General features: G+C 61.0%; 24 protein-coding genes. 19 read left to right on the plus strand and 5 right to left on the minus strand.

Annotated features, from left to right (window positions below):
* Positions 1 to 23 precede the first annotated feature (23 nt).
* Positions 24 to 605, plus strand: a complete 582-nt coding sequence (locus CDV46_RS25020; RefSeq protein ID WP_087725680.1) for a TetR/AcrR family transcriptional regulator — start codon at positions 24 to 26, stop codon at positions 603 to 605.
* Positions 606 to 655: 50 nt separating this feature from the next.
* Positions 656 to 1,612 carry an alpha/beta hydrolase fold domain-containing protein gene (locus CDV46_RS25025; protein WP_254916212.1) on the plus strand — a complete coding sequence of 319 codons (957 nt, stop codon included), beginning with the start codon at positions 656 to 658 and terminating at the stop codon, positions 1,610 to 1,612.
* 16 nt (positions 1,613 to 1,628) lie between these two features.
* Here CDV46_RS25025 and CDV46_RS25030 read toward each other — a convergent pair whose 3' ends face one another.
* A complete protein-coding gene (locus CDV46_RS25030) occupies positions 1,629 to 2,300 on the minus strand; it encodes a Crp/Fnr family transcriptional regulator (RefSeq protein WP_058378627.1) in 672 nt (223 codons plus the stop codon).
* 301 nt (positions 2,301 to 2,601) lie between these two features.
* On the opposite strand from CDV46_RS25030, the gene CDV46_RS25035 reads away from it, so the two are divergent.
* The 7 genes from CDV46_RS25035 to CDV46_RS25065 all read left to right on the plus strand — a co-directional run bounded on the left by CDV46_RS25035 (position 2,602) and on the right by CDV46_RS25065 (position 11,251).
* Positions 2,602 to 4,575: an AMP-dependent synthetase/ligase gene (locus tag CDV46_RS25035; protein WP_087725684.1), complete on the plus strand. Its 1,974-nt coding sequence runs from the start codon at positions 2,602 to 2,604 to the stop codon at positions 4,573 to 4,575.
* Between the two features lie 101 nt (positions 4,576 to 4,676).
* Positions 4,677 to 5,483, plus strand: coding sequence for an ABC transporter ATP-binding protein (locus CDV46_RS25040; RefSeq protein ID WP_087725686.1), 807 nt, complete (start codon positions 4,677 to 4,679; stop codon positions 5,481 to 5,483).
* Between the two features lie 53 nt (positions 5,484 to 5,536).
* On the plus strand, positions 5,537 to 6,451 hold the full coding sequence (locus CDV46_RS25045; RefSeq protein WP_058378630.1) for a branched-chain amino acid ABC transporter permease: 915 nt from the start codon (positions 5,537 to 5,539) through the stop codon (positions 6,449 to 6,451).
* A gap of 54 nt (positions 6,452 to 6,505) precedes the next feature.
* On the plus strand, positions 6,506 to 7,582 hold the full coding sequence (locus CDV46_RS25050) for a branched-chain amino acid ABC transporter permease (protein WP_087687592.1): 1,077 nt from the start codon (positions 6,506 to 6,508) through the stop codon (positions 7,580 to 7,582).
* Positions 7,583 to 7,706: 124 nt separating this feature from the next.
* Entirely contained in the window at positions 7,707 to 9,002 is a 1,296-nt protein-coding gene (locus CDV46_RS25055; RefSeq protein ID WP_237172183.1) for an ABC transporter substrate-binding protein, read from the plus strand.
* Positions 9,003 to 9,131: 129 nt separating this feature from the next.
* Positions 9,132 to 9,944, plus strand: coding sequence for an ABC transporter ATP-binding protein (locus tag CDV46_RS25060; RefSeq protein ID WP_058378633.1), 813 nt, complete (start codon positions 9,132 to 9,134; stop codon positions 9,942 to 9,944).
* Positions 9,945 to 10,012: 68 nt separating this feature from the next.
* Entirely contained in the window at positions 10,013 to 11,251 is a 1,239-nt protein-coding gene (locus CDV46_RS25065; RefSeq protein ID WP_087725688.1) for a phenylacetate--CoA ligase family protein, read from the plus strand.
* Between the two features lie 57 nt (positions 11,252 to 11,308).
* Here the strand turns inward: CDV46_RS25065 and CDV46_RS25070 are convergent, their stop codons facing one another.
* Entirely contained in the window at positions 11,309 to 12,649 is a 1,341-nt protein-coding gene (locus tag CDV46_RS25070; RefSeq protein WP_087725690.1) for an aminotransferase-like domain-containing protein, read from the minus strand.
* A 2-nt stretch (positions 12,650 to 12,651) separates the two neighbouring features.
* Here CDV46_RS25070 and CDV46_RS25075 point away from each other — a divergent pair, with 2 nt between their 5' ends.
* Complete coding sequence (locus tag CDV46_RS25075; RefSeq protein ID WP_254916213.1) at positions 12,652 to 13,233, plus strand: PaaI family thioesterase; 582 nt, start codon at positions 12,652 to 12,654, stop codon at positions 13,231 to 13,233.
* Positions 13,234 to 13,265: 32 nt separating this feature from the next.
* Here the strand turns inward: CDV46_RS25075 and CDV46_RS25080 are convergent, their stop codons facing one another.
* The 3 genes from CDV46_RS25080 to CDV46_RS26970 all read right to left on the minus strand — a co-directional run bounded on the left by CDV46_RS25080 (position 13,266) and on the right by CDV46_RS26970 (position 16,344).
* The gene (locus tag CDV46_RS25080; protein ID WP_176399188.1) at positions 13,266 to 15,029 is read right to left on the minus strand and encodes an asparagine synthase-related protein; all 1,764 of its coding nucleotides are present in this window, start codon (positions 15,027 to 15,029) and stop codon (positions 13,266 to 13,268) included.
* A gap of 49 nt (positions 15,030 to 15,078) precedes the next feature.
* Positions 15,079 to 15,807: a lasso peptide biosynthesis B2 protein gene (locus CDV46_RS25085; RefSeq protein ID WP_087725696.1), complete on the minus strand. Its 729-nt coding sequence runs from the start codon at positions 15,805 to 15,807 to the stop codon at positions 15,079 to 15,081.
* Between the two features lie 192 nt (positions 15,808 to 15,999).
* Entirely contained in the window at positions 16,000 to 16,344 is a 345-nt protein-coding gene (locus CDV46_RS26970) for a hypothetical protein (RefSeq protein ID WP_140413481.1), read from the minus strand.
* 225 nt (positions 16,345 to 16,569) lie between these two features.
* Here CDV46_RS26970 and CDV46_RS25090 point away from each other — a divergent pair, with 225 nt between their 5' ends.
* The 9 genes from CDV46_RS25090 to CDV46_RS25135 all read left to right on the plus strand — a co-directional run bounded on the left by CDV46_RS25090 (position 16,570) and on the right by CDV46_RS25135 (position 25,430).
* Positions 16,570 to 18,075 carry an amidase gene (locus CDV46_RS25090; protein ID WP_087725698.1) on the plus strand — a complete coding sequence of 502 codons (1,506 nt, stop codon included), beginning with the start codon at positions 16,570 to 16,572 and terminating at the stop codon, positions 18,073 to 18,075.
* A gap of 57 nt (positions 18,076 to 18,132) precedes the next feature.
* Positions 18,133 to 19,452, plus strand: a complete 1,320-nt coding sequence (locus CDV46_RS25095; RefSeq protein ID WP_087687585.1) for an MFS transporter — start codon at positions 18,133 to 18,135, stop codon at positions 19,450 to 19,452.
* A gap of 162 nt (positions 19,453 to 19,614) precedes the next feature.
* Positions 19,615 to 20,346: a TenA family transcriptional regulator gene (locus tag CDV46_RS25100; protein WP_058378638.1), complete on the plus strand. Its 732-nt coding sequence runs from the start codon at positions 19,615 to 19,617 to the stop codon at positions 20,344 to 20,346.
* Between the two features lie 68 nt (positions 20,347 to 20,414).
* Positions 20,415 to 21,869, plus strand: coding sequence for an aldehyde dehydrogenase family protein (locus CDV46_RS25105; protein WP_087725700.1), 1,455 nt, complete (start codon positions 20,415 to 20,417; stop codon positions 21,867 to 21,869).
* Between the two features lie 31 nt (positions 21,870 to 21,900).
* Complete coding sequence (locus CDV46_RS25110; RefSeq protein ID WP_087725702.1) at positions 21,901 to 22,380, plus strand: GlcG/HbpS family heme-binding protein; 480 nt, start codon at positions 21,901 to 21,903, stop codon at positions 22,378 to 22,380.
* 14 nt (positions 22,381 to 22,394) lie between these two features.
* Positions 22,395 to 23,438, plus strand: a complete 1,044-nt coding sequence (locus CDV46_RS25115; RefSeq protein WP_087726089.1) for a 2Fe-2S iron-sulfur cluster-binding protein — start codon at positions 22,395 to 22,397, stop codon at positions 23,436 to 23,438.
* Positions 23,439 to 23,526: 88 nt separating this feature from the next.
* On the plus strand, positions 23,527 to 23,838 hold the full coding sequence (locus CDV46_RS25120) for a 2Fe-2S iron-sulfur cluster-binding protein (RefSeq protein ID WP_058378641.1): 312 nt from the start codon (positions 23,527 to 23,529) through the stop codon (positions 23,836 to 23,838).
* A 357-nt stretch (positions 23,839 to 24,195) separates the two neighbouring features.
* A complete protein-coding gene (locus CDV46_RS25130; protein ID WP_087687964.1) occupies positions 24,196 to 24,471 on the plus strand; it encodes a 2Fe-2S iron-sulfur cluster-binding protein in 276 nt (91 codons plus the stop codon).
* Positions 24,472 to 24,476: 5 nt separating this feature from the next.
* Positions 24,477 to 25,430, plus strand: a complete 954-nt coding sequence (locus CDV46_RS25135) for an alpha/beta hydrolase (protein WP_254916214.1) — start codon at positions 24,477 to 24,479, stop codon at positions 25,428 to 25,430.
* Positions 25,431 to 25,495: the final 65 nt, after the last annotated feature.

The raw sequence follows: 25,495 nt of genomic DNA on the forward strand, positions 1-25,495 counted from the left end.
TAGTTTTCAGTGCGAGAAATCCTATGGTCAGAGCCGGGCTGACGGTCGAGCGGTTGGTGGAGGGCGGTGCCGAGCTAGCCGACGAAATTGGCTTCGAACAGTTGACCGGGGCGGCATTGGCACGCAAGTTCGACGTGCGACTCGCCAGCCTCTATTCCCACGTCAGGAATCTTGACGATCTCAAGAGTCAGATCGCGTTGTTGGCGTTGCGGCAGTTGGCAGACGCCACATCGCACGCCATGGCGGGTCGCGCGGGCAAAGAGGCGTTGTACGCGCTGGCCAATACCCATCGTGACTACGCGCGTCGCCATCCGGGGCGCTTCGTTGCTGCTCGGCATCCGTTGTCGTCCGAGTTGGCCGCCGCGAGCGCCGGGCCGCAATTGACCCAACTGATCCGGGCGGTGCTGCATGGCTACGCGGTGCCCGAGGCAGAGCAGGTCCACGCCATTCGCTTTCTCGGTGGCTTCTTCATGGGCTACATCACATTGGAATCAGCGTCGGCGTTTGCGCACAGCACGCCCGATGCCGACATCTCGTGGCTACGCAGTCTTGATGCGCTCGATACGGCGCTCACGCACTGGCCGTCCACATCAGCCACTCATTAGTTCTATTCCTCATGACGCATCCCATCGACGGGGTCCGGGTTCCGGCCCGTGTGATTCCTTTTCCCGACAGCATTAGCACGCAGGCGCAGGCCGCATTGCGTCGTCTGGTGAATGCCGATGGCGAGCCATTCAACGCGATGTACACCGCCCCCTCGCCCGACGACTTTGAAGGCTGGATGCAATTCAAGGCGGATGCCGACGCCCAATACGGCGCCGCGATGGCACAGGTAGCAGGGCAGTTGAAAGCGGCGGTGGAAACCGTCGCAATCGGTGACGCCACCGTTCACGTGGCGACGCCGGTCGATCTCGTGGCCGACGACGTCATCTATATCGACCTGCACGGTGGAGGACTGGTGTTCGGCGGCGGCACCGTCTGCCGTATCGGCGCCCAAATGCAGGCCGACCAGTTGGGCCTGTGTTGCTGGGGCATCGACTATCGCATGCCGCCCGAGCATCCGTATCCTGCTGGGCTAGATGACTGTCTGACGGTCTACCGGCGAGTGCTGGAGACGTACCCGGCAAATCACGTTGTCATTGGCGGACGATCTGCCGGTGCCAATCTGGCGGCGGCGATGGTGTTGCGCGCACGCGATGAGGGGCTGCCGTTACCGGCCGCGCTGGTGTTGTTATCGCCGGAAGTCGATCTCACGGAATCGGGCGACAGTTTCGAACTGAATCAGCTTGTGGACGTGCTGCTGCCCAAGTCGCTGATGCCGAATAACGTCTTGTATGCGGGCGGTGCGGATCTCGCTCATCCGTATCTGTCGCCGCTGTTCGGCGACTTCTCTCAGGGCTTCGTGCCGACGTTCATTCAAAGCGGCACGCGCGATCTGTTCCTGTCGAACGCAGTGCGTATGCATCGCGCACTGCGCCGCGCCGACGTGCCGTGTGAGCTTCATGTGTTCGAAGCCATGCCGCACGGGGGATTCATGGGGGCGCCGGAAGACAGGGAACTGCGCGCGGAGGTGGCGCGATTCGTCCGCGCCCATCTGCCGGGCGCGCGGTAGGCCTTCCGGCCGAAAGCTACATCCCGAATTCGCGCAAACCTTCGAGGTCGAGAATGGTCAGGACACCGTAATCGACCTTCACCAACCCGGCCTGCTCCAGCACCTTGAGTGCGAGATTGACGCGCTGGCGCGACACGCCCGCGAGGTAACTGAGTTCTTCCTGCGAAATCTGCACGGTCGTGTCGTCGCTCGGGTAGAGATCGGGATTGAACATCGACGACAACGAGCGCGCGACACGCGCATCGGTATCGAGCAGACGCTCGTGTTCGACGGCGGCAATGAACTGACCGAGACGTTCGTTGAGTTGCAGCGTCAGAAAGCGATTGAACGGGATGCTGGTGTCGAGAAGCCAGTCGAACGTGGCGATCGGCATATGCGCGAGCACCGAGTCGCGCAATGCCATCACGTCGTATTTGCGGATCTCGCGCTTCAGCAATGACCCTTCGCCGAACCACGCGCCCGAGGGCACGCCAGTAAAGGTCACCGACTTGCCGCTGGCCGAGGCGGTCGCAATCTTGACGAGCCCGTCGATGACGCCAAACCAGGCGTGCGACGGGTCACCTTTGCGGCAAACGTAGCCGCCACTCTCCACTGGCCGTACCTGAATCTCTGCCGTCACGCGCTCGCGCTGTGCCGGCGTGAGTCCTTGTGCCCATACGCTGCGCTGCAACAGGGTCTCTAACGACATATAGGGACTTTCCCTTGATTGTCATCCGGGTGACAAATCCGTCGTGGGTCATGGGGTATCTTCGCCTTGCCATGCGCAGGGTGAGACAAGCATCCACGGTGTTGCAACACGACGCCGAAGCACAAGTATAGAAGCTGCCTGCCGCGCGGCAAAGCGATCGTCACTGCACTACCCGCCAACGAATAAGCGTCGTGAAAAATGACGCGAGCAGGATGGCGTGCGCCATCGCGCACGCGCCGACCGAGCCACGCCACGCCCCCCTCGACGGATGTCGAAGCGTGGTGAGACACAGGAGACAGGCATGCAGGAGCGGACCACTTTCCCGCGTTTATTGTTGGCACACGCCGCCACACGTGGCGCCAGCACGGCGTACCGGGAAAAAGATCTGGGTATCTGGCAAAGCTGGAGCTGGCAGGACGCCGCGCATGAAGTGCGCATGCTCGCCTGTGCACTGGCCGCCGCCGGATTCTCACGCGGCGACAATCTCGCCATCATCGGTAATAACCGCGTGCGCCTGTACTGGGCCATGACGGCCGCGCAGGCACTGGGCGGTGTCGCGGTGCCGTTGTATCAGGACGCGGTCGCGGCAGAGATGATTCACGTGCTCGAAGACGCCGAAATCAATTTCGCCATCGTTGAAGATCAGGAACAGGTCGACAAGCTGCTGGAACTGCGTGAGAGCGTGCCGCATCTGGCACACATCATTTACGAAGACCCGCGCGGTTTGCGCAACTACGATGCACCCGGCCTGCAATCGTATGCGTCGATGGTGGCGCAGGGGCGAGAGTTCGACGCAAAACATCCACGCTATTTCGACGATGCCGTTGCGGCAGTAGCTGCCGACGATACGGCCACGATTCTCTACACCTCCGGCACGACCGGTAAGCCGAAAGGGGTTTGCCATTCGCACGCAGGTTTGATCGGTGCCGCGCATCACGGCAGCCAGTTCGACAAGCTCTCGGCCGACGACGAAGTGCTGTCGTACTTGCCGATGGCTTGGGTGGGCGACCATCTGTTTTCCTATGCGCAAGCGTTGGTGACGGGCTTCACGGTGAACTGCCCGGAGTCGCCGGAAACCGTCGCGACCGACATGCGGGAGATCGGCCCGACGTATTACTTCGCGCCACCGCGCGTGTATGAGAACGTGCTGACGCAGGTGATGATTCGCATGGAAGACGCGAGCGCGATCAAGCGAAAGATGTTCGCGCATTTCATGAATGTCGCGCAGCGTTGCGGTGCGGCCGTACTCGACGGTCAACCGGTGGCGCTGCTCGACCGGCTGCAATACGCGCTGGGCAATCTTTGCATCTATGGCCCGCTGCGCAACACGCTCGGCATGAGTCGCATCCGCACGGCGTACACCGCTGGGGAAGCCATCGGGCCGGATCTGTTCCGGTTCTATCGCGCTATCGGCATCAATCTGAAGCAGTTCTACGGGCAGACCGAGACGTGTGCTTACGTCTGCCTGCAACCGGACCGTCAGGTGCGTTTCGACAGCGTCGGTCCCGTCGCGCCGGGCATGGAAATCAAGATCGCCGAAAGCGGCGAGGTGCTGGTGCGCGGTGTCGGGTTGCTCAAGGAGTACTACAAGCGCCCTGACGCCACGCGTGAAGCTTTCGACGAGAACGGCTATTTCCGCACGGGCGACGCGGGCATCATCGATGCCGACGGGCACCTGCGCATCGTCGATCGCGCCAAAGACGTCGGCAAGCTGTCCTGCGGCTCACTGTTCGCGCCCAAGTTCATCGAGAACAAGCTGAAGTTCTTCTCGTACATCAAGGAAGCGGTGGCATTCGGCGATGGCCGCGATAACGTGTGCGCGTTCATCAACATCGATATGGATGCCGTCGGCAATTGGGCGGAGCGCCACAACTTGGCCTATGCGGGCTACGTCGATCTCGCGGGCAACGAACAGGTTGCCGAGTTGATTCTGGGCTGCATCGAGCAAGTGAACGCAGATCTCGCCAAGGAATCGGCCTTTGCCGCCGCGCAGATTCATCGCTTCATGATCCTGCACAAGGAACTGGACCCCGATGACGACGAGCTGACCCGCACGCGCAAGGTGCGCCGCACGTTCATCGCGCAGAAGTACGACGTGCTGATCGACGCCTTCTATTCGGGCAAGACGGCGCAGTTCATCGAAACCCGGGTGAAGTTCGAAGACGGGCGGGAGGGCAGCGTGAGTGCCACGTTGACTATTCACCCTGCGCGCGTGCTTGGCACCCGCGCCCCCGTCGACGACCCTGCGCCCGTCGGGTTGCGCTGCGCCGCTTAGTCAGCGCATGAACCAATGAACGTGGTGTGCGCCGCCACGCTGCCCGTCGCAGTGTCATCCGACATCCGCCAGATTTCACCGGACATTCCTCAGGAGCAGGCATGAACGACAAACGCAAGGCCGGCGATGTGTTGATCGATTTGCAGCACATCAGCCTGTCGTTCGGAGGCGTCAAGGCGCTGACCGATATTTCGTTCGACGTCCGAGAACACGAGATACGGGCCATCATCGGCCCGAACGGCGCGGGCAAGAGTTCGATGCTCAACGTCATCAATGGCGTCTATCACCCGCAACAGGGCAAGATCGTTTTTCGCGGCCAAGTGCGCCAACGCATGCACCCGACATCGGCCGCCAGGCAAGGCGTGGCACGCACGTTCCAGAACATTGCGTTGTTCAAGGGCATGACGGTGCTCGACAACATCATGACGGGCCGCAACACCCGCATGCGCTCCGGCCTGTTGGCCAACGCGCTGTGGTGGGGACCGGCGCGCCGCGAAGAGACGATCCATCGCGAGAAGGTCGAAGAGATTATCGACTTCCTCGAAATTCAACACATCCGCAAGACACCCGTCGGCCGGTTGCCGTATGGCTTGCAAAAGCGTGTCGAGCTGGCGCGCGCACTGGCGGCCGAGCCTGAGTTGCTGTTGCTCGACGAGCCGATGGCCGGCATGAATCTCGAAGAAAAGCGCGACATGTGCCGCTTCATCCTCGAAGTGAACGAGGAGTTCGGTACGACCATCGTGCTCATCGAACACGACATGGGGGTGGTGATGGACATCTCGGATCGCGTCGTCGTGCTCGACTACGGCAAGAAGATCGGCGACGGACCGCCGGCCGAAGTCAAGCAAGACCCGGAAGTCATCCGCGCCTATCTCGGATCGGCGCACGGCGAGCCCGTCGCAGCCTGAGCGGCACGCGGCGACGCCTCTGCGGATTGCGAATTGTCGAATTGGAGACATCGATGCAGTTCTTTCTGGAAATTCTGATCGGCGGGCTGCTCTCGGGCGTGATGTATTCGCTCGTGGCGCTGGGCTTCGTGCTGATCTTCAAAGCGTCCGGCGTATTCAACTTCGCTCAGGGTGCCATGGTGTACTTCGCGGCGCTGTCGGTCGTCGGACTCATGGAGCGGGGCCTGCCGTTGTGGGCGGCTGCCATCGGCGCATTCGGCGTCATGGTGCTGGTCGGCGCCGCGACTGAGCGGTTCGTATTGCGCAAGCTGGTGAACCAGTCGCCCATCACGCTCTTCATGGCGACCATCGGTCTGTCGTTCTTTCTTGAAGGCTTGGCGCCGTTGCTGTGGGGCAATGAGGTTCGTCCGCTGTCGCTGGGCATCGTCGACGAGCCCATTGCCTCGATCATGGACTCGACCGGGCTGCTGGTGAGCAGCTTCGATCTGGCCGCGGCCGGCATTGCGGCGGTGCTCGTCGCGCTGCTCGCGTTGTTCTTCAAGGCCACGAGCATCGGCCGGGCTCTGCGCGCGGTGGCCGACGATCATCAGGCGGCGCTGTCGCTGGGCATTCCGTTGCAGCGCATTTGGGTGGTGGTGTGGAGTGTGTCGGGGTTCGTCGCGCTGGTGGCGGGCATGCTCTGGGGCTCACGCAACGGCGTGCAGTTCGCGTTGACCATGACGGCACTCAAGGCATTGCCCGTGCTGATTCTCGGTGGCTTCACGTCCATTCCGGGCGCCATTGTCGGCGGCCTGATCATCGGCGCGGCAGAAAAGCTCGCCGAGATCTACCTGCCCCAACTGCTGCAAAGCCAGTTTGGCGGCAACTTCGGGGGTATCGAGGGCTGGTTCCCCTATGTCTTTGCGTTGCTGTTCCTGCTCGTTCGCCCCGAGGGGTTGTTCGGCGAGCGCCATATCGACCGGGTCTGAACCGGCGATCGATGAACCAGCAAGCACGCACAAGCACTTAACGCAGAGGCCAACATGTTCTATCGCGAAGCGGGTCAGTTCAAGACATCGTACGTAGCCGACAGCCAGATATTCCCGATTCGTCAGGATCGTGTCGCGGTCAGTGCCGTACTGGTGATCGCCTTCGGCGTGTTGCCGTGGATCGCCTCCGAGTACTGGTTTTCGGCCATTCTGGTGCCGTTCCTCGTGTTCTCGCTGGCTGCGCTCGGCCTGAACATTCTGACGGGCTACGCCGGGCAACTCTCACTGGGGACGGCGGCTTTCATGGCGGTCGGGGCCTACGCGTCGTACAACTTCCAGTTGCGCATTGAAGGCATGCCGATCCTGGCATCGTTCGCGATGGGCGGCGTTTGCGCGGCGCTCGTGGGGATTGCCTTCGGCTTGCCGTCGCTGCGCATCAAGGGCTTCTATCTCGCGGTGGCGACGTTGGCGGCGCAGTTCTTCGTGCTGTGGGTGCTGACCAAATTCCCTTGGCTCTCGAACAACAGTTCTTCGGGCGTCATCACCGCACAGAAGATCACGATTCTCGGGCTCGACATCAACACGCCCGTGCGCAAGTACCTGTTCGTGCTCGGTGTCGTGTGCGTGATGGCGTTGGTGGCAAAAAACCTCGTGCGCTCGCACATCGGCCGCGCGTGGATGGCCGTGCGCGACATGGACGTGGCGGCCGAAGTGATCGGCATCCCGCTCATGCGTGTAAAGCTGCTGGCCTTCGCGGTGAGTTCTTTTTACTGCGGCGTGGCCGGGGCGCTTTATGCCTTCTGCTATCTCGGCTCGGTGGAGCCGGACGGCTTCTCGCTCGATCTGTCGTTCCGCATTCTGTTCATGATCATCATCGGCGGCGTGGGCAGCATTCTGGGCAGTTTCTTGGGGGCGGCATTCATCTTGCTGCTGCCGATTCTGCTCGACCTCACGTTGCCGCCGATCGCCACGTTCCTCCACCTGCCGTTCACTAACGCGACTGTCTCGCATATCCAGTTGATGCTGTTCGGCGGTCTCATCATCTTTTTCCTGATTGTCGAGCCGCACGGTCTGGCGCGACTTTGGCAGATCACCAAGGAGAAGCTGCGCATCTGGCCGTTCCCGCACTGAGATTCGACTTGAGTTCGATGTATTGACGCACCGGTACACGGGCGTCGGCTGACCACGTATCGCTATCGACAAGACCACAAGGAGACACAGCATGAACACGAAACAACTGGCGGTATCGCTAGGCATGAGTCTGGTGCTCGGCATGGGCTCGGCGGGCACGGCGCTCGCACAGACCAACGATCAGTTCATTGCGCTGGCCGACTACCGCGTGGGGCCGTACGGGGCCAACGGGCAGTCGTTCTACGGCGGCTTCATCGACTACCTGCAATACGTGAACATGAAAAACGGCGGCGTGAACGGCGTCAAGCTGACATGGGAAGAGTGCGAGACCGAATACAACACCTCCAAGGGCGTGGAGTGCTATGAGCGCCTGAAGGGCCGTAACCCGGTCACCAAGGGCACGGCGTACCACACCATGGCCACGGGCATTTCGTATGCGCTGATCGACAAGACCGCCACCGATCAGGTGCCGCTCGTGATGATGGGTTATGGCCGTACCGATGCCGTGGACGGCACCGTGTTCCCGTGGGCGTTCCCGCTCGTCACCACGTATCAGATGCAGGCGTCGGCCATCATCAAGTTCCTCGCCGACAAGAACGGCGGGTCGCTCAACGGCAAGAAGATCGTGTTCCTGTATCACGACTCGGCTTACGGCAAGGAGCCGATTGTCGCCATGCAGGCGGAGTCGAAGATCAACAAGTTCAATCTGATCGAGATTCCGGTGGCGCACCCCGGCAATGAGCAAGGGGCGCAATGGCTGCGCATTCGTCAGGAGAACCCCGACTACGTGGTGTTCTGGGGTTGGGGCGTCATGAACCAGACCGCCCTCAAGGCTGCGCAGAAGGTCGGCTATCCGCGCGAGAAGATCGTCGGCAGCTGGTGGGCCGGCTCAGAAGAAGACACCATTCCGGCGGGCCCGGCGGCCAAGGGCTACATGAGCGCGACGTGGAACGTGGCGGGCAAGCAAGTGCCGTTGATCGCCGATATCGACAAGGTCGTGTACGGCGCGGGCAAGGGCAATATGCAAGACCCGTCGAAGGTGGGTTCCGTGCTCTATAACCGCGGCGTGTCGGCGGCTGTGGCGACGGTCGAGGCGCTCAACACCGCGCAGAACAAGTTCGGCAAGGGCAAGGTCATGACGCCGGTGCAAGTGCGCTGGGCGTTCGAGAACCTGAACATCGACGGGGCGCGCCTCAAGGCACTGGGCGCGACCGGCCTGCTGCCCGACATCAAGACGAGCTGCCAGGATCACGAGGGCTCGGGCAAGGTGCGCATTCAGCAATGGGACGGCACGAAGTGGGTGATGGTGTCCGACTGGATCGAAGGCAACCGCCGCCTGATTCACCCGTTGTTCGAAGCCTCGGCCAAGCAGTACGCCAAGGAAAAGGGCATGACGCCGGCCTGCTATCAGCAGATGTAATTGGCACGACTGGCACGCTCGCCCGCAACGCGATTGGCGATGTGGGCGAGCGCCGGGCCTTCGACGGCCCGGCAGGCGATATCACTTTGAATTAGTACCGCAGCACCACAGACTCCGGAGTCACGCGGCATGGAAGCGAGTTTGCGCGTCAACAATATCGAAGTCATTTACGACCACGTCATTCTTGTGTTGAAGGGCGTGTCGCTGGTCGTGCCCGACGGCAAGATCGTGGCGTTGCTCGGCGCGAACGGCGCGGGCAAGAGCACGACGCTCAAGGCTATCTCGAATCTGCTTCAGGCAGAGCGGGGTGAGGTGACCAAGGGCACCATCGACTATCGCGGCGAGCGGGTTGAGAAGCTCACGCCGAACGGGCTGGTCAAGCGTGGCGTCATTCAGGTGATGGAAGGCCGCCACTGCTTCGGGCACTTGACCATTGAAGAGAATTTGCTGACCGGCGCCTATGTCCGGCATGCATCGCGCAGTGCTCAGCAACATGCGCTGGAGCGTATCTACGCGTACTTCCCCCGGCTGAAGACGCGCCGCAAATCGCAAGCCGGTTATACGTCGGGCGGCGAGCAGCAGATGTGTGCGATCGGGCGGGCCATGATGGCGCAGCCGTCGATGGTGCTGCTCGATGAGCCGTCGATGGGGCTCGCGCCACAGATCGTGGACGAGATTTTCGCGATCGTGCGAGATCTGAACGAGCGGGAAAACGTCAGCTTTCTGCTGGCGGAACAGAACACCATGGTGGCCCTGCGCTACGCGGACTATGGCTACATTCTCGAAAACGGGCGTGTAGTGATGGACGGCGACGCGGCGTCGTTGCGCGATAACGAGGACGTCAAGGAGTTTTACCTCGGCATCGCCAAGGATGGCGCGAACAGCGAGGGGAGCTTTCGTAACGTCAAGAGCTACCGGCGGCGCAAACGGTGGATTGCGTGAGCTGCATGGGCTGCATTAGCCGCATGCGCGTTTAGCCGACTGTCAAACATCAACGTCCTTTCGTCTCTATGAACGACTACTTCGACGCGCTTGAAACCCGTGCCCCGGAAGCTCGCGAGAAGGCACTCCTGGCGGCGTTGCCGGCGCATGTATCGCACGCCCGCACGAACGCCTCGTATTTCACCGAGACGCTCGGCGCCTTCGACGTACGAGGCGTTGACTCACGCACCGCGCTGGCCGAATTGCCCGTGACACGCAAATCCGATCTGGCCGCCTACCAGTTGCGTGTGCCGCCCCTGGGCGGATTGAACGCGACACCGATCGGCGGTCTGGCTCACGTTTATCAATCTCCCGGGCCGATCTACGAACCCGACGGACGGGGCAGCGACTGGTGGCGCTTCGCCCGCGCACTGTACGCCGCAGGCTTGCGCTCGGGCGATCTGGTCTACAACACGTACTCGTATCACTTCACGCCGGCGGGCATGATGATCGAGACCGGCGCGGCACGGCTGGGGTGCTGTGTGTTCCCGGCGGGCGTCGGACAGACCGCGCTCCAGATCGAGGCGATCCGGCATCTGCAACCGGGCGCGTATGCAGGGACGCCGTCGTTCCTGAAGATCCTGATCGAGAAAGCCGAGTCGATGGGCACCGATATCAGCAGCATCCGGCGGGCGACGTTGTCGGGTGAAGCGTTGCCACCGTCGTTGCGGCAGTGGTTCAACTCACGGGGCATCGTTGCGCGCCAGTTGTATGGAACGGCCGATCTTGGGCTGATTGCGTTCGAGAGCGACGCGCAGGCGGGGTTGATCGTCGACGAGAACGTGCTGGTGGAAATCGTGGAGCCCGGTGGTACCAAACCGGTGCCGGAGGGCGAGACGGGCGAGGTGGTCGTCACGAACTTCAACGCCGACTATCCGCTGATTCGATTCGCCACCGGGGATCTGTCGGCCGTGGCGGAGGGCATCAGTCCGTGCGGGCGCACCAACATGCGCTTGAAGGGCTGGCTGGGCCGCGCCGATCAGACCGTGAAGGTGCGCGGCATGTTCGTGCACCCGGGCCAGATCGGCGAGATTGGCAAACGATATCCGGAACTGGGACGCATGCGTCTGCGAGTCGAAGGGCGCGTCGGCGATGACCGCATGACCCTCGTTTGCGAGACCGCCGAGACACCGCCCGAAGGGCTGGCCGCGCGCTTGCAGGAAACGCTGCGCGATGTGACGCGGTTGCGCGCCGAGATCGACTTCGTCACCGCAGGCACGCTGCCGGACGACGGCAAACTGGTGGAAGACGCGCGCGCTTACGATTGATTATCGAGGCGGCATCGGGGCTGTTGACCGGAGGGGGGGATATCCTCCGGATCTCGCTCAGATCGGCAGATGCTCGATGATGTGGCGAACTTGCGCCAACACCGGATGGACCTGCTCCAAAGGCATCGAACTCAAGCCCAGCCGCAACGCGTGGGGCGCGTGCTGTGTCGTTGCATACGCTTCCGCCTTCGACGCGGCGATGCCACGGGCTGCCAGCGCGGCAACCACCTGATCCATGCGCAAGCCCTCCGGCAGCGGCAGCCAGAGGAATTGCGACGACGGATGCGCCACCACGCCCATGCCGTGAAGTACCTCGCGGACGATCGTCTGGCGGCGTCGGGCGTCTTCACGCTGAAACTGCTCCTGCTGCGTTACGGTGCCACTTGCAAGCCAACGCGTTGCGATCGCGCTCACCATGCTGGACAAGCTCCAGAAACTGGCGCGCACCACGCGCTTCATCCGGGTCGCGTGCTCTTGCGGCACCACCACATAGCCGAATCGCAATCCCGTTGCCACACTCTTGGAAAGGCTCGACACGTAGATCGTGCGCTCAGGCGCGAGCGTGACAATGGGCCGTGAGGCGTTATCCACGAGATACGCGTAAGTGGCGTCTTCGATAATCAGACAGTCGTGGCGGCGGGCGATGTCGACCAGTTGTTTGCGCTGGGCCGCGCTCAGTACCCAGCCGAGCGGGTTGTGCAGTGTCGGCATGACGTAGATCGCGCGAATGGCACCACGACGGCAAAGGTCTTCCAGGGCATTAAGGTCAGGGCCATGGTTGGCAGACGGTACAGGTCTCAGGGCAAGCTCGCTCAGCGCGGCTGCCATCTTGAAGCCGGGGTAGGTCAGGGCGTCGACAGCGACTTCATCATTCGGGCGAAGGAACGCCCGAATGGCCACATCGAGACCCTGCTGCGCACCGCCTACGAGAAACACCTGTTCGGCGGTAGCGCGAATGTTTCGTGCTTGCGTCAGATGGTCCGCGACGATTTGCCGCTCGTGAAGCCGTCCCCCCGGCGGCTGCTGGTGCATCAGCGCGCTCAAATCGCCTGACGACGCCAACTCTCTGAGCGTGGTGCGTAACAGGTCGCTTTGCCCGGGCCATGTTGGGTGGTTGAACGACAGATCGACCGATTGCGAATTCAGCCGGGCCTCGTCATCGATATCCCACTCCCGCTGTGCCGGGCGGTCTCGCACGAACGTGCCGCGTCCGACTTCCCCAACGACCAGACCCATGGCCTGCAATCGGCCGTAGACCTTGCTCGCGGACGCAATTGCGATGCCGTACTGCGCTGCCAGCTTGCGGTGCGTCGGCAAGGCAGTGCCGGGCGGCAGCGCGCCGCGCCGGATTTCGCCGGACAGATGCTCGACCGCTGCTGTCACAGGGGATTCGGACATGATTGTACGTAGGACAATTTCTTGATTGTCCGATTCTAGGCAGACAGACTCCCGAGAGCAATCTTTCAATGGGAGCTGTCATGTCCGATGTGTTCGACGGGGCCGGGGAAGCGAAACACCTGCCAGTGCTGAATTATCTGCGTCGCCAATTGGCAGGCACGCTTCGTGCCGAAGATCAGACGCACATGCGCTATCCGACCGCGATTTCCAATCTGCTTGGATTTCGCATTGTCGAGATCGATGCGGCAAAGGCGGTCATCGAACTGGAGGCCAATGCAGAAATTCACGGCAATCAACAAGGCACGGTGCACGGCGGCTTGCTGTGCGAACTGGCCGACGCGGCCATCGGAACAGCGCATTCGACGCTGATGGCAGATGGAGAAACGTTCACGAGCATCGACCTGAAGGCGACGTTTCTACGCCCGGTCTGGGTGTCGCGGCTGACGGCTCACGCATGGGCGACACACCAAGGGCGAACCGTGTCTCACTATCTGTGTGAAATCAAGCGTGACGACGGCAAGGTAGTCGCCCGGGTGGATAGCGCTGTGATGACGTTACGAGGGGAACATGCGAAGGGCAGGTGATGCTGGCAAGACTTGCCAAGCTGAAAGCAAGATCATGTTGCGGCAGGTAAGTGGCGACTTTGATGCCAACCACGTGCGAACATTTCAACCGCATATAGTCTGACAATAATGGGCATGGAATCGCAGTGATGATGCGAAATTCGCCCGATAGCACGTTTGCAGGCATCGACGTCTATCCATCCTGACGTTGCGCAAATGCCATTAAGGCAGACGTCTTCGACATGCTGTCGATTTGCCGCGATGCTTGCGCTTACGTGTCCGGTTGTTGCGCCTTTGTCACGCCGCCAAAGATTCGGCAGACCGCTAACGCGGTATGCGGCATTGCGTAGCAGCAGACGGTTGTGAAACGCATTAAATAGCCGATATGTGGGCGTTTTCAACCCTAGTTCAATGATTGGCTGGGTCAGAAATGGGGATGCCGAACCGAGTGGCGCAAGCAGGAGGTCAACGTCACGATCACGAAGATTTCCGAGAATTGTCAGAATTTGCATTCGCCTTCCAGGACGAACGCGATTCCCCCATTTTTCAAGCCATGCCGTTGCCAACGGTTCGGTGCGTCCGGCTACTTCAGCGCAAACATCGGGATGCACCAGATCGTGAAGCCCCACGTTGACGGAAACTTTTGTTTGCCCCAACTGCGCGAAAGCACTGCGGGCGATCGACCAGATCGGCAATCGTTTCATGATGGCCAAATCTCGCCAGGCACTTAGGGACCTACGCCATTGACCGTCCGCCAGGGCGTCGATAAAAGTGCCGTCGGGCGGCGGGGCGAGAAAAATGGCGTCTCCCCCATGGCCATTGAGGAGGCGTTGAGCACCACACGCACTGAGGCGATGCCGCAAGGCGCTGGCCTGTTTGAGCCAGCATAATTCATGGGCTGGCCTGGCGAGACGCGGGATCGATTCACTCGGGGCAAAGGCGGTGGGATGCAGATCCACGACTTCGATCGGAATACCGACGTGTTGTGCCACAGCGCGTGCATGATCCGATTCGTTGCTGCCAGGTGAAAGCAGGTCACGATAGTTGATAGCGTTCGTGTGCTGAGCGTGCCCCAATATCTCTAGCGCAAGTGCTAGTGAAGTCGATTCCAGGCCGCCTGATAATTCGAGCACCACCGATTGTTCTCCGACGCAACTGCGAACGGATTGGAGCAGCGCAGTTAATAGCTGCTGCTCTGCGTCCACGTCGTTAAGCTCCTGATCCCTCATTTTCCACGCCGGCCACCAGACAATACGGCACACTGGTGCGCCATGATGAGGAATCCGTAGCGAGTGTCCGATCGGAACGCGCTCGATGCCGCGCAGTGCGCATTGCACAGATCCGGCGTGCCCATGGACGAGAAATGACTTCATCTCGATATGGTCGAAATCTGGTGTCTCATCGGCGAGATGAGATGGATCGCCGGACACATGGACTGCGCCATTTTCCAAAACCCTGAAGTACGTCGGACAACTTCCACAGGGGTCACATAGGACGAGTGTTATGGCTTGTCGCCGATCATGCACGATGATCCGGTAATGACCCCAATATCGGACAACGAAGGCCTCCGGAGTGAGAAACGCCAGCTGAATCAGCTCGAGATCAGGCGCTATCGCTTGACCATCCGATCTGCGAAACAACGTGCCCCACACGTACCAATCGAAATCGTCGTTTAGCTCATGGGTAAAAGCTGACGTTGATTCAGCGGCCGGGGAGATCAGCCCTACGGCTGTACCATCGAGTCCCCGGAGCACGAGCAGGGGTTCTGCCATCTCCTGCTGCCTTGTTGTTCCAATTCTCAGACGCGCGAGTTTCATCTGCGGTTCCTGCCGAGTTGTCGGGGGAGATAACAAACGTTTGGGAGATTTAGGCGGGCGTCTCGAAAATAACTGCGAGCTGACTGCGCCGCCGTTCATCGTCGCCGATAACACGCTCACGATTCTCTGTCCACGCGTGTGCAGTGAACGGTTGACGTTGTACGCCTATTGCCAAACGCAGGTGTAGACCGTCCATCGCGCACCATGTGGCCAATGCCGTGTGCCAAGGCAAACATGGGGAGCATTGCGGATATATGAGTGCGGCGCGATACATCGCAGCAAAGTAGGGCCGATAGTCTTCCGGCGTGCCATACCGAATACCTTTTGCGGCTTGCGCTTGCAGCACTGATTCGATTGCCCCACGCATTCGAAAGAGACGAGTCACCCGTTGGGCCCGATGCAACCAGTAAATGGCGCGTAGGACGTCCAGCGGGCGTGACGCGTATGAAACGTCGTCGGCAAGTGCCAGCCAGTCGTTGAAAGGGAGTAGGCCTGTTACGTCCTGTCCGGAAGTCAGGGTAGTTGGTTCGCAGAATTTTTCAGGCGCAAATAGACACTTTCCATCGAGTCTTGCTTCCACAGTGGCTAACACTTCGGGAGAGATGTCGTCTTGGTAAGGCCATCCGATCAATTTTCGAAAGGCTTGAGAGTCATCGTAGGAGAAGTTGAAATACCGGTCGCTTGAAAAGTCCAACATTACTATGTGATGGTCAATTCCGATTGCATAGGCGTTATAGGATAAATGGCGAAACTCTCTAATTTTTTTTTGATGGATCATTTTGAGACTTTTTTTCTATAAAGATTGGCATGGTGTTTGAATATGGTTCACATATCAATTTTGGTTTTGTAAATTTCTTAGGCTTGTTGTTTTAGATTAATTAATATTAATTTTCTGATTTTAGTTTGATCGTAATAAAATGTCGGCGCGAAATCGCTGGCGCCGACGTTAATTTTTTAGATGATGAGCGGGTCAAGTGGACTTGTCCGCATCGATTGCTGGAATTTGCGGCGCTAGGTTGAACGGGGCCGCGGTGAGAACCCCTTCAAACCAATTTCCGTCATACCCTTTCGTGGCTTGGGTTGCATCGGTTGATGAGTATTCATGAACAGTGCTCACGATATTTACTTCAGATAGGGTGCCTTCGCTTTTTAATTTCGGAGGTATGCTTACCGAAATCGTCCAGTATCCATACATTCCTGCATAACTTTCGTTTTCTTGACCTCCACCACCTTGTGTGGCGTGTGTCGCATCTATCGATGAGAGTATGTTTAAGTCGGTGATCTCATTATTTCTAGAGTGTTGATTTTTCATCATTGATTCTCGGTGAGTTTCGGATTTCATTATCCGAAACTTGATATTAGATTTGGCTAAATGATTTAGATGTCATATTTGTCCCAATCAGCCGTAGGTCATGTCACAAGCGAGTAGCAGACGGCGAGTGCCGAACATCCTGCTAGCACAAACCCTTATCTCCTAGTCCCTTGACAGCGCAAATTTGTCGTCAGATGGTATACAGAATACTGAAATGGGTATTCCACGATGACAGATTCCACGGTCGACGCTCGCAGCGCCGGTACGTCCTCAGGATCGGGGGCCACGGATACGCAGTGGCACCACGCCTCGATTTCAGCCGCTCAGGCAGCACTGGCGCGGCAAGACATCACTTCGACAGGCCTTGTTGAGGCCTGCGAAGCCGCATGGCATCGCGACAATCCCCGCTTGAACGCCGTGGTTGTCAGCGACTTCGACCGCGCTCACGCCGTGGCGCGCGAGCGCGACGCTGAACGTCGCGCAGGCAACGTGCGTGGGCCGCTGCACGGCGTGCCGTTCACGATCAAAGAGTCATTCGACGTCGCGGGCTGGCCGACTACCGTCGGCGATCCGGCGTTCACGGGCAACGTCGCATCGCGTCACGCAACGGTGGTGCAACGTCTCGAAGACGCCGGCGCCATCTTGCTCGGCAAGACCAATGTGCCGATCTGGCTGCGCGACTGGCAGAGCTACAACGACGTCTACGGCACGACGCGCAACCCGCACGATCTCACGCGCACACCGGGTGGTTCGTCCGGCGGCAGCGCCGCAGCCGTCTGTTCCGGCATGTCTTTCTTCGATGTGGGGTCGGATATCGGCTCCTCGATCCGCAACCCCGCGCATTACTGCGGCATCTTCTCGCACAAGAGCACGCACGGTCTCGTGCCCCTCGATGGGCATGGCTTGCCGGGCGGCGCTACGTTTCCCGACATCAACGTTGCCGGTCCGCTCGCCCGCAGCGCGCACGACCTGCAATCGGTGCTCTCGGCCATCGCAGGCCCCACGGCCGACGCTGCCTGCGCCGTGCGTTTCGAGTTGCCGCGCTCCCACGCCAAAGACCTCAGCGAGATTCGTTTCGGCATTCTGCCCAGCCACCCGGTCGCAGAGGTCGACACCGACGTGGAGCAATGCATCGTGGCGCTCGGCAAGGACCTCGAACGACGTGGCGCACGCGTGCAGTGGAATGCCAAACCCTCGCTGGACGCCGCCGAGTTGCTGCGCGTCTACATGTTGCTGCTGCGCGCCGCCACCAGCGGTTACCTCGGAGAAGACGCCTTTGCCGCCTCGGTTTCGTCCGCCGCCGAGGCGTCTGCCGACGATCGAAGCTATGCCTCGCTCCAGCACGTGGGCGCCGTCATGCGGCATCGCGACTGGCTCAAGCTCCAACCGCAGCGCGAGCGCTTCGCCGCCGCTTGGCGTGCGCTGTTCGAACAAGTCGACGTGTTGTTGTGCCCCGTGGCCGCGACGGCCGCGTTCCCACTGAACGAACAGGGGGCGCCATGGCAGCGCACGCTTGACGTGAACGGACGCGCACAGCCACTCACCACACAGCTTTTCTGGGCCGGGCACTCCGGCCTGTGCGGCTTGCCCTCGACCGTCGCCCCCGCAGGGCGCACGGCACAGGGGCTGCCAGTGGGCGTTCAGATCGTGGCTCCGCTGTATCACGACCTGCGCTCGATTCACGTAGCCAGATTGCTTGAAGCCGCCGGCTACACCTTTCAACCACCGACCTGATGCACCGGAAATCTCACCCACTCCACAAAACCCAAGACACCTAAGGAGGACACCGCTATGTCCTGGCTGAACTCACTGTCGAAGAACGAGAAGCGTGCCTTCGCGGGCACCTTCATCGGCCACACGGTCGACGTCTACGACTTCATGATTTATTCGTTTCTCATCCCGGTGCTGCTGACGACCTGGAGCATGAGCAAGGCGACGGCGGGCAGTATCGTCACGTACACGCTGATTGCTTCGCTGGTCGGGGCTATCGGGGCAGGGCTGCTCGCCGACCGTTACGGCCGCGTGCGCATTCTGCGCTGGACCATCGCCTTGTTTGCGCTTGCCTGTTTTGCCTGCGGTCTCACCAACTCGCCCACGCAATTGGCCGTGTTCCGCATCATTCAGGGCTTGGGCTTCGGCGGGGAGTCGTCGTTGTGCATGGTGCTCGTCATGGAGACCATTCGTAACCCGGCCCATCGCGGCAAGTTCTCGGGCTTCACCGCCAGCAGCTATTCGTTCGGCTGGGCGCTCGCGGCCATTGCGTATAGCGTGATCTTCAATTGGCTGTCGCCGGAATGGGCATGGCGTGTGTGTCTGTTCATCGGCGTGGCACCCGCACTGCTGGTGTTCTGGCTGCGTCGCAATCTCGAAGAACCGGAGGCCTTTACCCGCACGCTCGCGGAACGTAGCAAGACAAGCCCGCTCAAGACATTGCGTGGCGTGTTCAGCGGCCCACTGCTGGCTCGCACGTTCCTGTGCAGCCTGCTCTCAGGGGGCATGCTCGGCGCGTATTACGCCATTGCTACGTGGATGCCGACTTGGCTCAAGACGGAACGGGGCCTCTCGGTGACCGGCACCGGCATGTGGCTGGCGATCACCATCGTGGGCTCGATCGTGGGTTACGCCGTGGGCGCCTGGTGCACGGACAAGCTGGGCCGCCGGCCGACGTACATCCTGTTCGCGCTCGGGGCATTTGTGATGAGCATCGCGTACATGCTGATTCCGGCGCCCATGCCCGTCATGATGGTGCTCGGCTTCCTGATGGGCGTGTTGATGCAAGGCACCTTTGCCGGTGTGGCAGCAACGATTTCAGAGACGTATCCGCACGAGATTCGCGCAACCGGCTATGGCGTGGCTTACAACGCCGGACGTGTCATCGGCTCGTTCTTCCCGTTCATGGCAGGCTGGCTTGCCACGGGGCATACGACGCTCACACTGGCCATTCCGATCGTTGCCGCAGTGGGTTACGGCATGGTGATCGTCGCTGCGTGGCTGCTGCCCGAGACAAACGGCATTGCGCTTGACGCGATCGAACCCGCATACACCGGCACGGCAGACACGGCCAGCGCCACGTCTTCGCCCATGGCCCACGCCGTCCGTAACCGGACATAAAGCGGTCGACTGATTTCCATCGTTATCGCGGAATAGACCCCGCACACGTAATTCACTGGATTGGCATTTTTCCAAAAACTGTATACAGTGTACGAAATGACAATTCGAAGCCCGGCATCCCACGATGCGCAGGCTTATCCACTTGAAACCAAGGAGTCTGAAATGGCAGAGCTGATGGACCGCGAGACTTTCCGTGCGGCACTCGAAGAAGCAATCAAGGGCAAGAGCGCGAACAAGGCACCGTTCAGCGTGGCGTGGGCGAGCGGCAAGCTCTCGCGTGCGCATCTCGCTCGCTGGGCTGAAAACCACTACCACTACGTGGGGCCGTTCGCCGATTACCTCGGCTATCTGTATGCCCGCACGCCGGACCATATGACCGAGGCGAAGGATTTCCTGCTCGCCAACATGTACGAGGAGGAAATCGGGGGCGATCGCCACACCGACTTGCTGATCCGTTTCGCCGAAGCCTGCGGGACGACCCGTGAGCGCGTGGTGAACCCCGACAACATGTCGCCGACCACGCGGGGCCTGCAAAGCTGGTGCTACGCCGTCGCCATGCGCGAAGACCCGGTGGTCGCGGTTGCCGGGCTGGTCGTCGGGCTGGAGTCGCAGGTGCCGTCGATTTATCGCAAGCAGACGCCCACGCTGCGCGACACGTACAAGTTCACCGACGAGGAAGTCGAGTTCTTCGACCTGCACATCGTCTCGGACGAGATTCACGGCGAGCGTGGCTATCAGATCGTGCTGGAGAACGCGAACACGCCGGAGTTGCAGCAGCGCTGCCTGAAGATTTGCGAAATCGGTGCGCAAATGCGCCTGCTCTATACGACGGCGCTCTACTACGACTACGTCGAAAACGAAATTCCGCTGCCCGAACTGGGCCTTGCGGCTTAAGCGGCATCCGGCGACCCCGCGCCGTCGTGGCGCGGGTTTTCAAGCCCTTTTGCAGGACCGTTGCATTCATGACAACCGTTCCAACGTTTCTGAACTACATCGACGGCGAATGGTGTGCGAGCCGCTCGGGCACCACCTTCGAGAACGTCAATCCGGCCGACACGCGCGACGTGGTCGGACAGTTTCAAGCCTCGGGCGAGGCTGACGCACAAGCCGCCGTGCGCGCCGCCGCCGCCGCGTTCGCCAGTTGGAAACGCCTCTCGACGGGAGCCCGCGCCAAGATTCTGTTGAGCGCCAGCGCCTATCTGGAACAGCACGCCGCACGCTTTGGCGAAGAGCTCACGCGCGAGGAGGGCAAGCAGAAAAGCCTCGCGACCGATGAGTTCATGCGCGCGGCCCAGACAATTCGGTACTACGCGATCGAAGCGCAGTCGTACGGCGGTGAGACCTTCCCCAACGATGACGCCGACATGACGGTCTATACGGTGCGCGAGCCGTTGGGTGTGGTGACGGTCATCTCGCCATGGAACTTCCCCGTGTCGATTCCGGCGCGAAAGATTGCCCCGGCGCTCATCTGCGGTAACACCGTGGTATTCAAACCGGCTTCTGACGCACCGTTGAGCGGACTGCGTCTGACCGAAGCCTTCGTGCAGGCCGGTATCCCCAAGGGCGTGCTGAACTTCGTCACGGGCAGTGCCAGCGCGGTGGGGCCGGTATTGGTCGGCGCTCGGGAAGTGAAAGCGATCTCGTTCACGGGATCGACCTCGGCTGGCGAACAGATCCACCGAGCGGCGTCGATGTCGACGCGTACCCAGATGGAACTCGGCGGCAAGAACCCGCTGATCGTGCTCGATGCGCAAGACATCGAGCGCGCCGTCGATCTCACGGTCAAGGGCGGTTTCTCTCTCTCCGGTCAGGCATGCACCGGCACGAGCCGTGTGCTCGTTGCGCGGCAGATTCGTGCCGCGTTTGTCGAACGCCTGGCCGCTCGAACCGCCTCGCTCAAGATCGGCAACGGACTGCAACCCGGCATCGACATCGGCCCGCTGGCCACGGCCGGGCAGTTGCGCACGGTGCTTGATTACATCGAGATCGGCAAGCGCGAAGCGACGCTGGTCTGCGGCGGTGAGCAACTCACGCACGACGTCTACGCGTACGGCTATTTCGTCACGCCGGCCATCTTCACTGACGTGCCACGCGATGCGCGGATTGCACGGGAAGAGATTTTCGGCCCGGTCATTGCGGTGATCGATGTCGACGGTTACGACGACGCCCTCGCGGTCGCCAACGATAGCGACTACGGTCTCGCGGCCTCGCTGGTGACTCAGGACGTCCGCCTGATGCATCGCTTCGCCAATGACATCGAAGCCGGCACGGTGAAGATCAATCGCACGACCACCGGCAATCTCGTCAATGCGCCGTTTGGCGGTCTCAAGCAGTCGAGCACGGCCACGTTCCGTGAATCGGGGCGCGACGGGCTTGAGTTCTATCAGCAGATCAAGACGGTCTATCGCGGCGTCTGACGCCCATTTTCTACGACATTTCTCATCAGCCATGAAGCCATTTTTCAAACTCGAACTTGCCGAAGCCCGGCACATGATTGCAGCCGCCGTTGCCCGCTCGCAGAACATCGGTGTGCTCGAATCGATCTGCGTGGTCGACGAAGGCGGGTTCCCGCTGGCGCTGGAGCGCATGGACGGCGGGCGCATTACCGGGCCGCAGATCGCATGGAATAAAGCCTTTACGGCCGCAGGTCATAAGCGCTCGACGCACCTGTTCACCACGCCGCCCAATGGGCCTGCGCTGCCGGGCAATGAAGCGTTTGGCATCCAGTGGAGCTTCGAAGGGAAATTTGCCGCCTTCGTCGGGGGATTCCCGATCGTGGTCGACAACCAGGTCGTGGGCGGCATCGGCCTGTCGGGCGGCAATGGCGAACAGGACACACAGGCCGGGCTCGCAGGCCTCGCAGCATTGCAGGATCTGCTGCGCCAGAGTGGACGGGAAGTGCTCGTCCAGGCCGATATCAAGCTTTGACGCAGGGGGCGCGCGTGAGCTATCGAATCACATGGATCGAAGCGCAGCAAAGCTTCGAGGCGACGCCGGATGAAACCGTACTTGAAGCGGCGCGGCGCGCTGGCGTTGTGCTGCCGTCCGAGTGCGAGTTTGGCGGTTGCGGCACCTGCCGCGTCAATGTGCGGCAGGGGCAAGTGCATTACGACGAACATCCGCCCGCGTTGTCGCAAGAGGAAGCTGACGCCGGTGACGCACTCCTGTGTCAGGCGCATGCATGCTCCGACCTCGCGATCAGTACCGAGCGGGTGCTCGCGGCGCCCGAACCGGCACGCCGCCGGAAGGCGAGGGTGCTGCACAAGGAATCGTTGACGGACGACGTGACCCGTCTCGTGCTCACCTTCGCCGACGATACGCCGTGGGGGTTCCGCCCCGGGCAGTACCTCAACGTGTTGCCGGGCGATACCGGGCCCCGGAGTTTTTCGATCGCGTCCGCGCTTGATGCCGCCCGGGTGGACGGTGCGAATGCGGCGACGTCACTGGAACTGCATATCCGCAAGATCGACGGAGGCCTCTTTACTCAGACGCGTCTGAGCGCACTTCGCCCCGGCGACACGCTTGACGTCGAGGCGCCGCTCGGCGGGTTCGGGTATCACGAGGATGACTACCGGCCCATCGTGATGGTCGCGACGGGCACGGGGATCGCACCGTTGCGCAGCATGCTCGCGGGCATGCTGGCCAGTGGCGATACCCCGCCGATCGATTTGTATTGGGGCGGGCGGACACCGTCAGCGCTTTATCTGCATGACGAACTGACGCAACTCGCCGAACAACACGAAGACTTCCGCTATGTACCGGTGCTGTCGCGGCCGGATAGTGCGTGGCAGGGGGCTCGCGGGTATGTGCAGGACGCCGTGCTGTCAGATCATCCCGATCTGTCGGAGCACGCGCTGTACCTGTGTGGCTCTCCGGTCATGATTGAGGATGCGCGTCGTGCGTTCATCGCCCAAGGGGCCAGCGTCCGCTATGTATATGTCGACAGTTTCACGTTCCAGCACGTGCCGGTTGACGTCGCTGCGTGAGGGCGTCGGGCAGGCAATGTTGTGTTGTATAGTCATTATATAAACGGTATACAGTATACGTAATGACGTTTGAGTCTCAGGAGGATGCATGCCAGTCGTCGTGTTTCGCCGGAACGGGCAAACGTACCGGGAAGAAGTGAAGGCCAATACCAACCTCGTCGTGCGCGCGGGCATCAAGCAGTTCCCGTTCCCGCATTTGCGCTACGAGTGCGGCATGGGCAAATGCGCTCGCTGCGCCTGCCGGGTTTTGTCTGGTGAAGAACATTTGCCGGCGCCCAACTGGAAAGAGAAGAAGCAATTGGGCGATCGGCTCGACGCGGGTTTCCGGCTTGTCTGCCAGCTTTGGATCGAACACGACATTGAACTGGAGCAGGCCGACGACCTGCCGGCGGCGCTCTGATCGCAGCCCAGAGCAGGGTATCTGCAACGAGGAAAGCGAATGTACATCGTATTGACGAGCCGGCCGGGCGAGTATCGCAGCGAGCCGACTACGGGCATCACCCCCGTCGAAACCCATGACTATTTCTACGGCACGCGGCATGTCGCGGCGTTTGTCGTCGCGAAGCTGGACGGGCAGGCACGCGTGAAGATTGTCGAAGAAGCCTCGCCGCACGGCGAAAATCTGGTGCCAACCAAGTTCTTCGAAAAGTTTGAAAGCGTGTCTGCTGCCGTGGCCTCGCTCGAAGGGCTGGTCGGGCACGGTCACGCGCAAGCCCGGCTCAGTCGCCGCGAGCCGGCGCCACCGGTCGCCGCCACCGTGCAGATCACCTTTCTCAGCAATGGCAGCAAGTGCGTCGAGGCACCGCCGAACAGCAACCTGTTGCGTGTGTCCTTGCGCGAGAAGGGGGGCATTCCGTTCAAGTGCGGCGGTGGGCTGTGCGGCACGTGTCGTTGCCGGGTCGAGATCGGCCGCGAACATACGGATGAAGTCAAACAGAAGGAGCGCCGTCACCTCAGCCCAGAAGACCTTGAGAACGGCTACCGGATGGCGTGTCAGACCTTTATCAACGGCGACGTGAGCGTGTCATGGTGAGCGAAATGAACCGTTTGACCGAACCGTTCGGGGCATTGCCGCTTGAGCAACAACGCCAGATGCTGGATCTCGGGCCGCGTTGGAACGACGACATCATGGCGCACCGCAAGGCCGTCATCGACTGCTATTCGCCGGTGCTCGCCGTGGCGCCGAAGAGTCCTCATGTGGCGCGGGATCTCGCGTACGGGACGCATCCCCGGCAAGTCCTCGATGTTTTCGCACCGGTCGTAGGGGCAGGGGCGAGCGACGCCGAAGGCTTGCGTGACGCCGTGCTGTTCGTGCACGGCGGCGCGTTCGTGCGCGGAAACAAGAGTGTGAACGGCGAGATTTACGACAACGTTTGTCACTGGTTTGCCCGGCAAGGGTTCGTTGCCATCAATGTGGAATATCGGCTGGCCGACGATGCACCTTGGCCGGGCGGTGCACAAGATACGGCACAGGCGCTCGCCTGGGTGCGCGAACATGCGGCTGAATTGCGCATCGATCCCGCCCGTATTTTTCTCATCGGCCATTCGGCGGGCGGTACTCACGCGGCAGGGTGTCTGTTCGATCCTGCGCTGACGTCGGCGCATGGTGAGCGGGGAGCAGACGTCGCGGGGCTTGTCCTGATCAGCGCACGCTTGTTCGCCGACGTCGACCCGCGCAATCCCAATGCCAACCCGGTGCGCGCCTACTTCGGTACGGACGAGACGCGATACGCCGAACGGTCGCCGCTCATACATGCTGCGCGCCACCCGGTGCCGACGATGATCGCCGTCGCCGAGTATGAAAACCGGTTTCTCGACGACTACGGCGCGGCATTCTTCCAGCGGCTGTTGCGCGAGCGAGGTGTCGCGCCCCGGTTCGTGCAACTGCGCGGTCATAACCATACGTCGATCGTGGCCCACTTCAACTCCGGCGAAGACTGGCTGGGACGCGAGATTCTGGCATTCATGGCAGCGGTGCCGCGCCGCGACTGAGCCCACCGGCACACCCCGTATCGTGTACAGTCTACAAAATGCCGTGCGCTGCTAGAATGCTGCGC

Source organism: Pandoraea sp. PE-S2T-3 (genome assembly GCF_002179965.1).
In the GTDB taxonomy this organism is placed as follows: Bacteria; Pseudomonadota; Gammaproteobacteria; order Burkholderiales; family Burkholderiaceae; genus Pandoraea.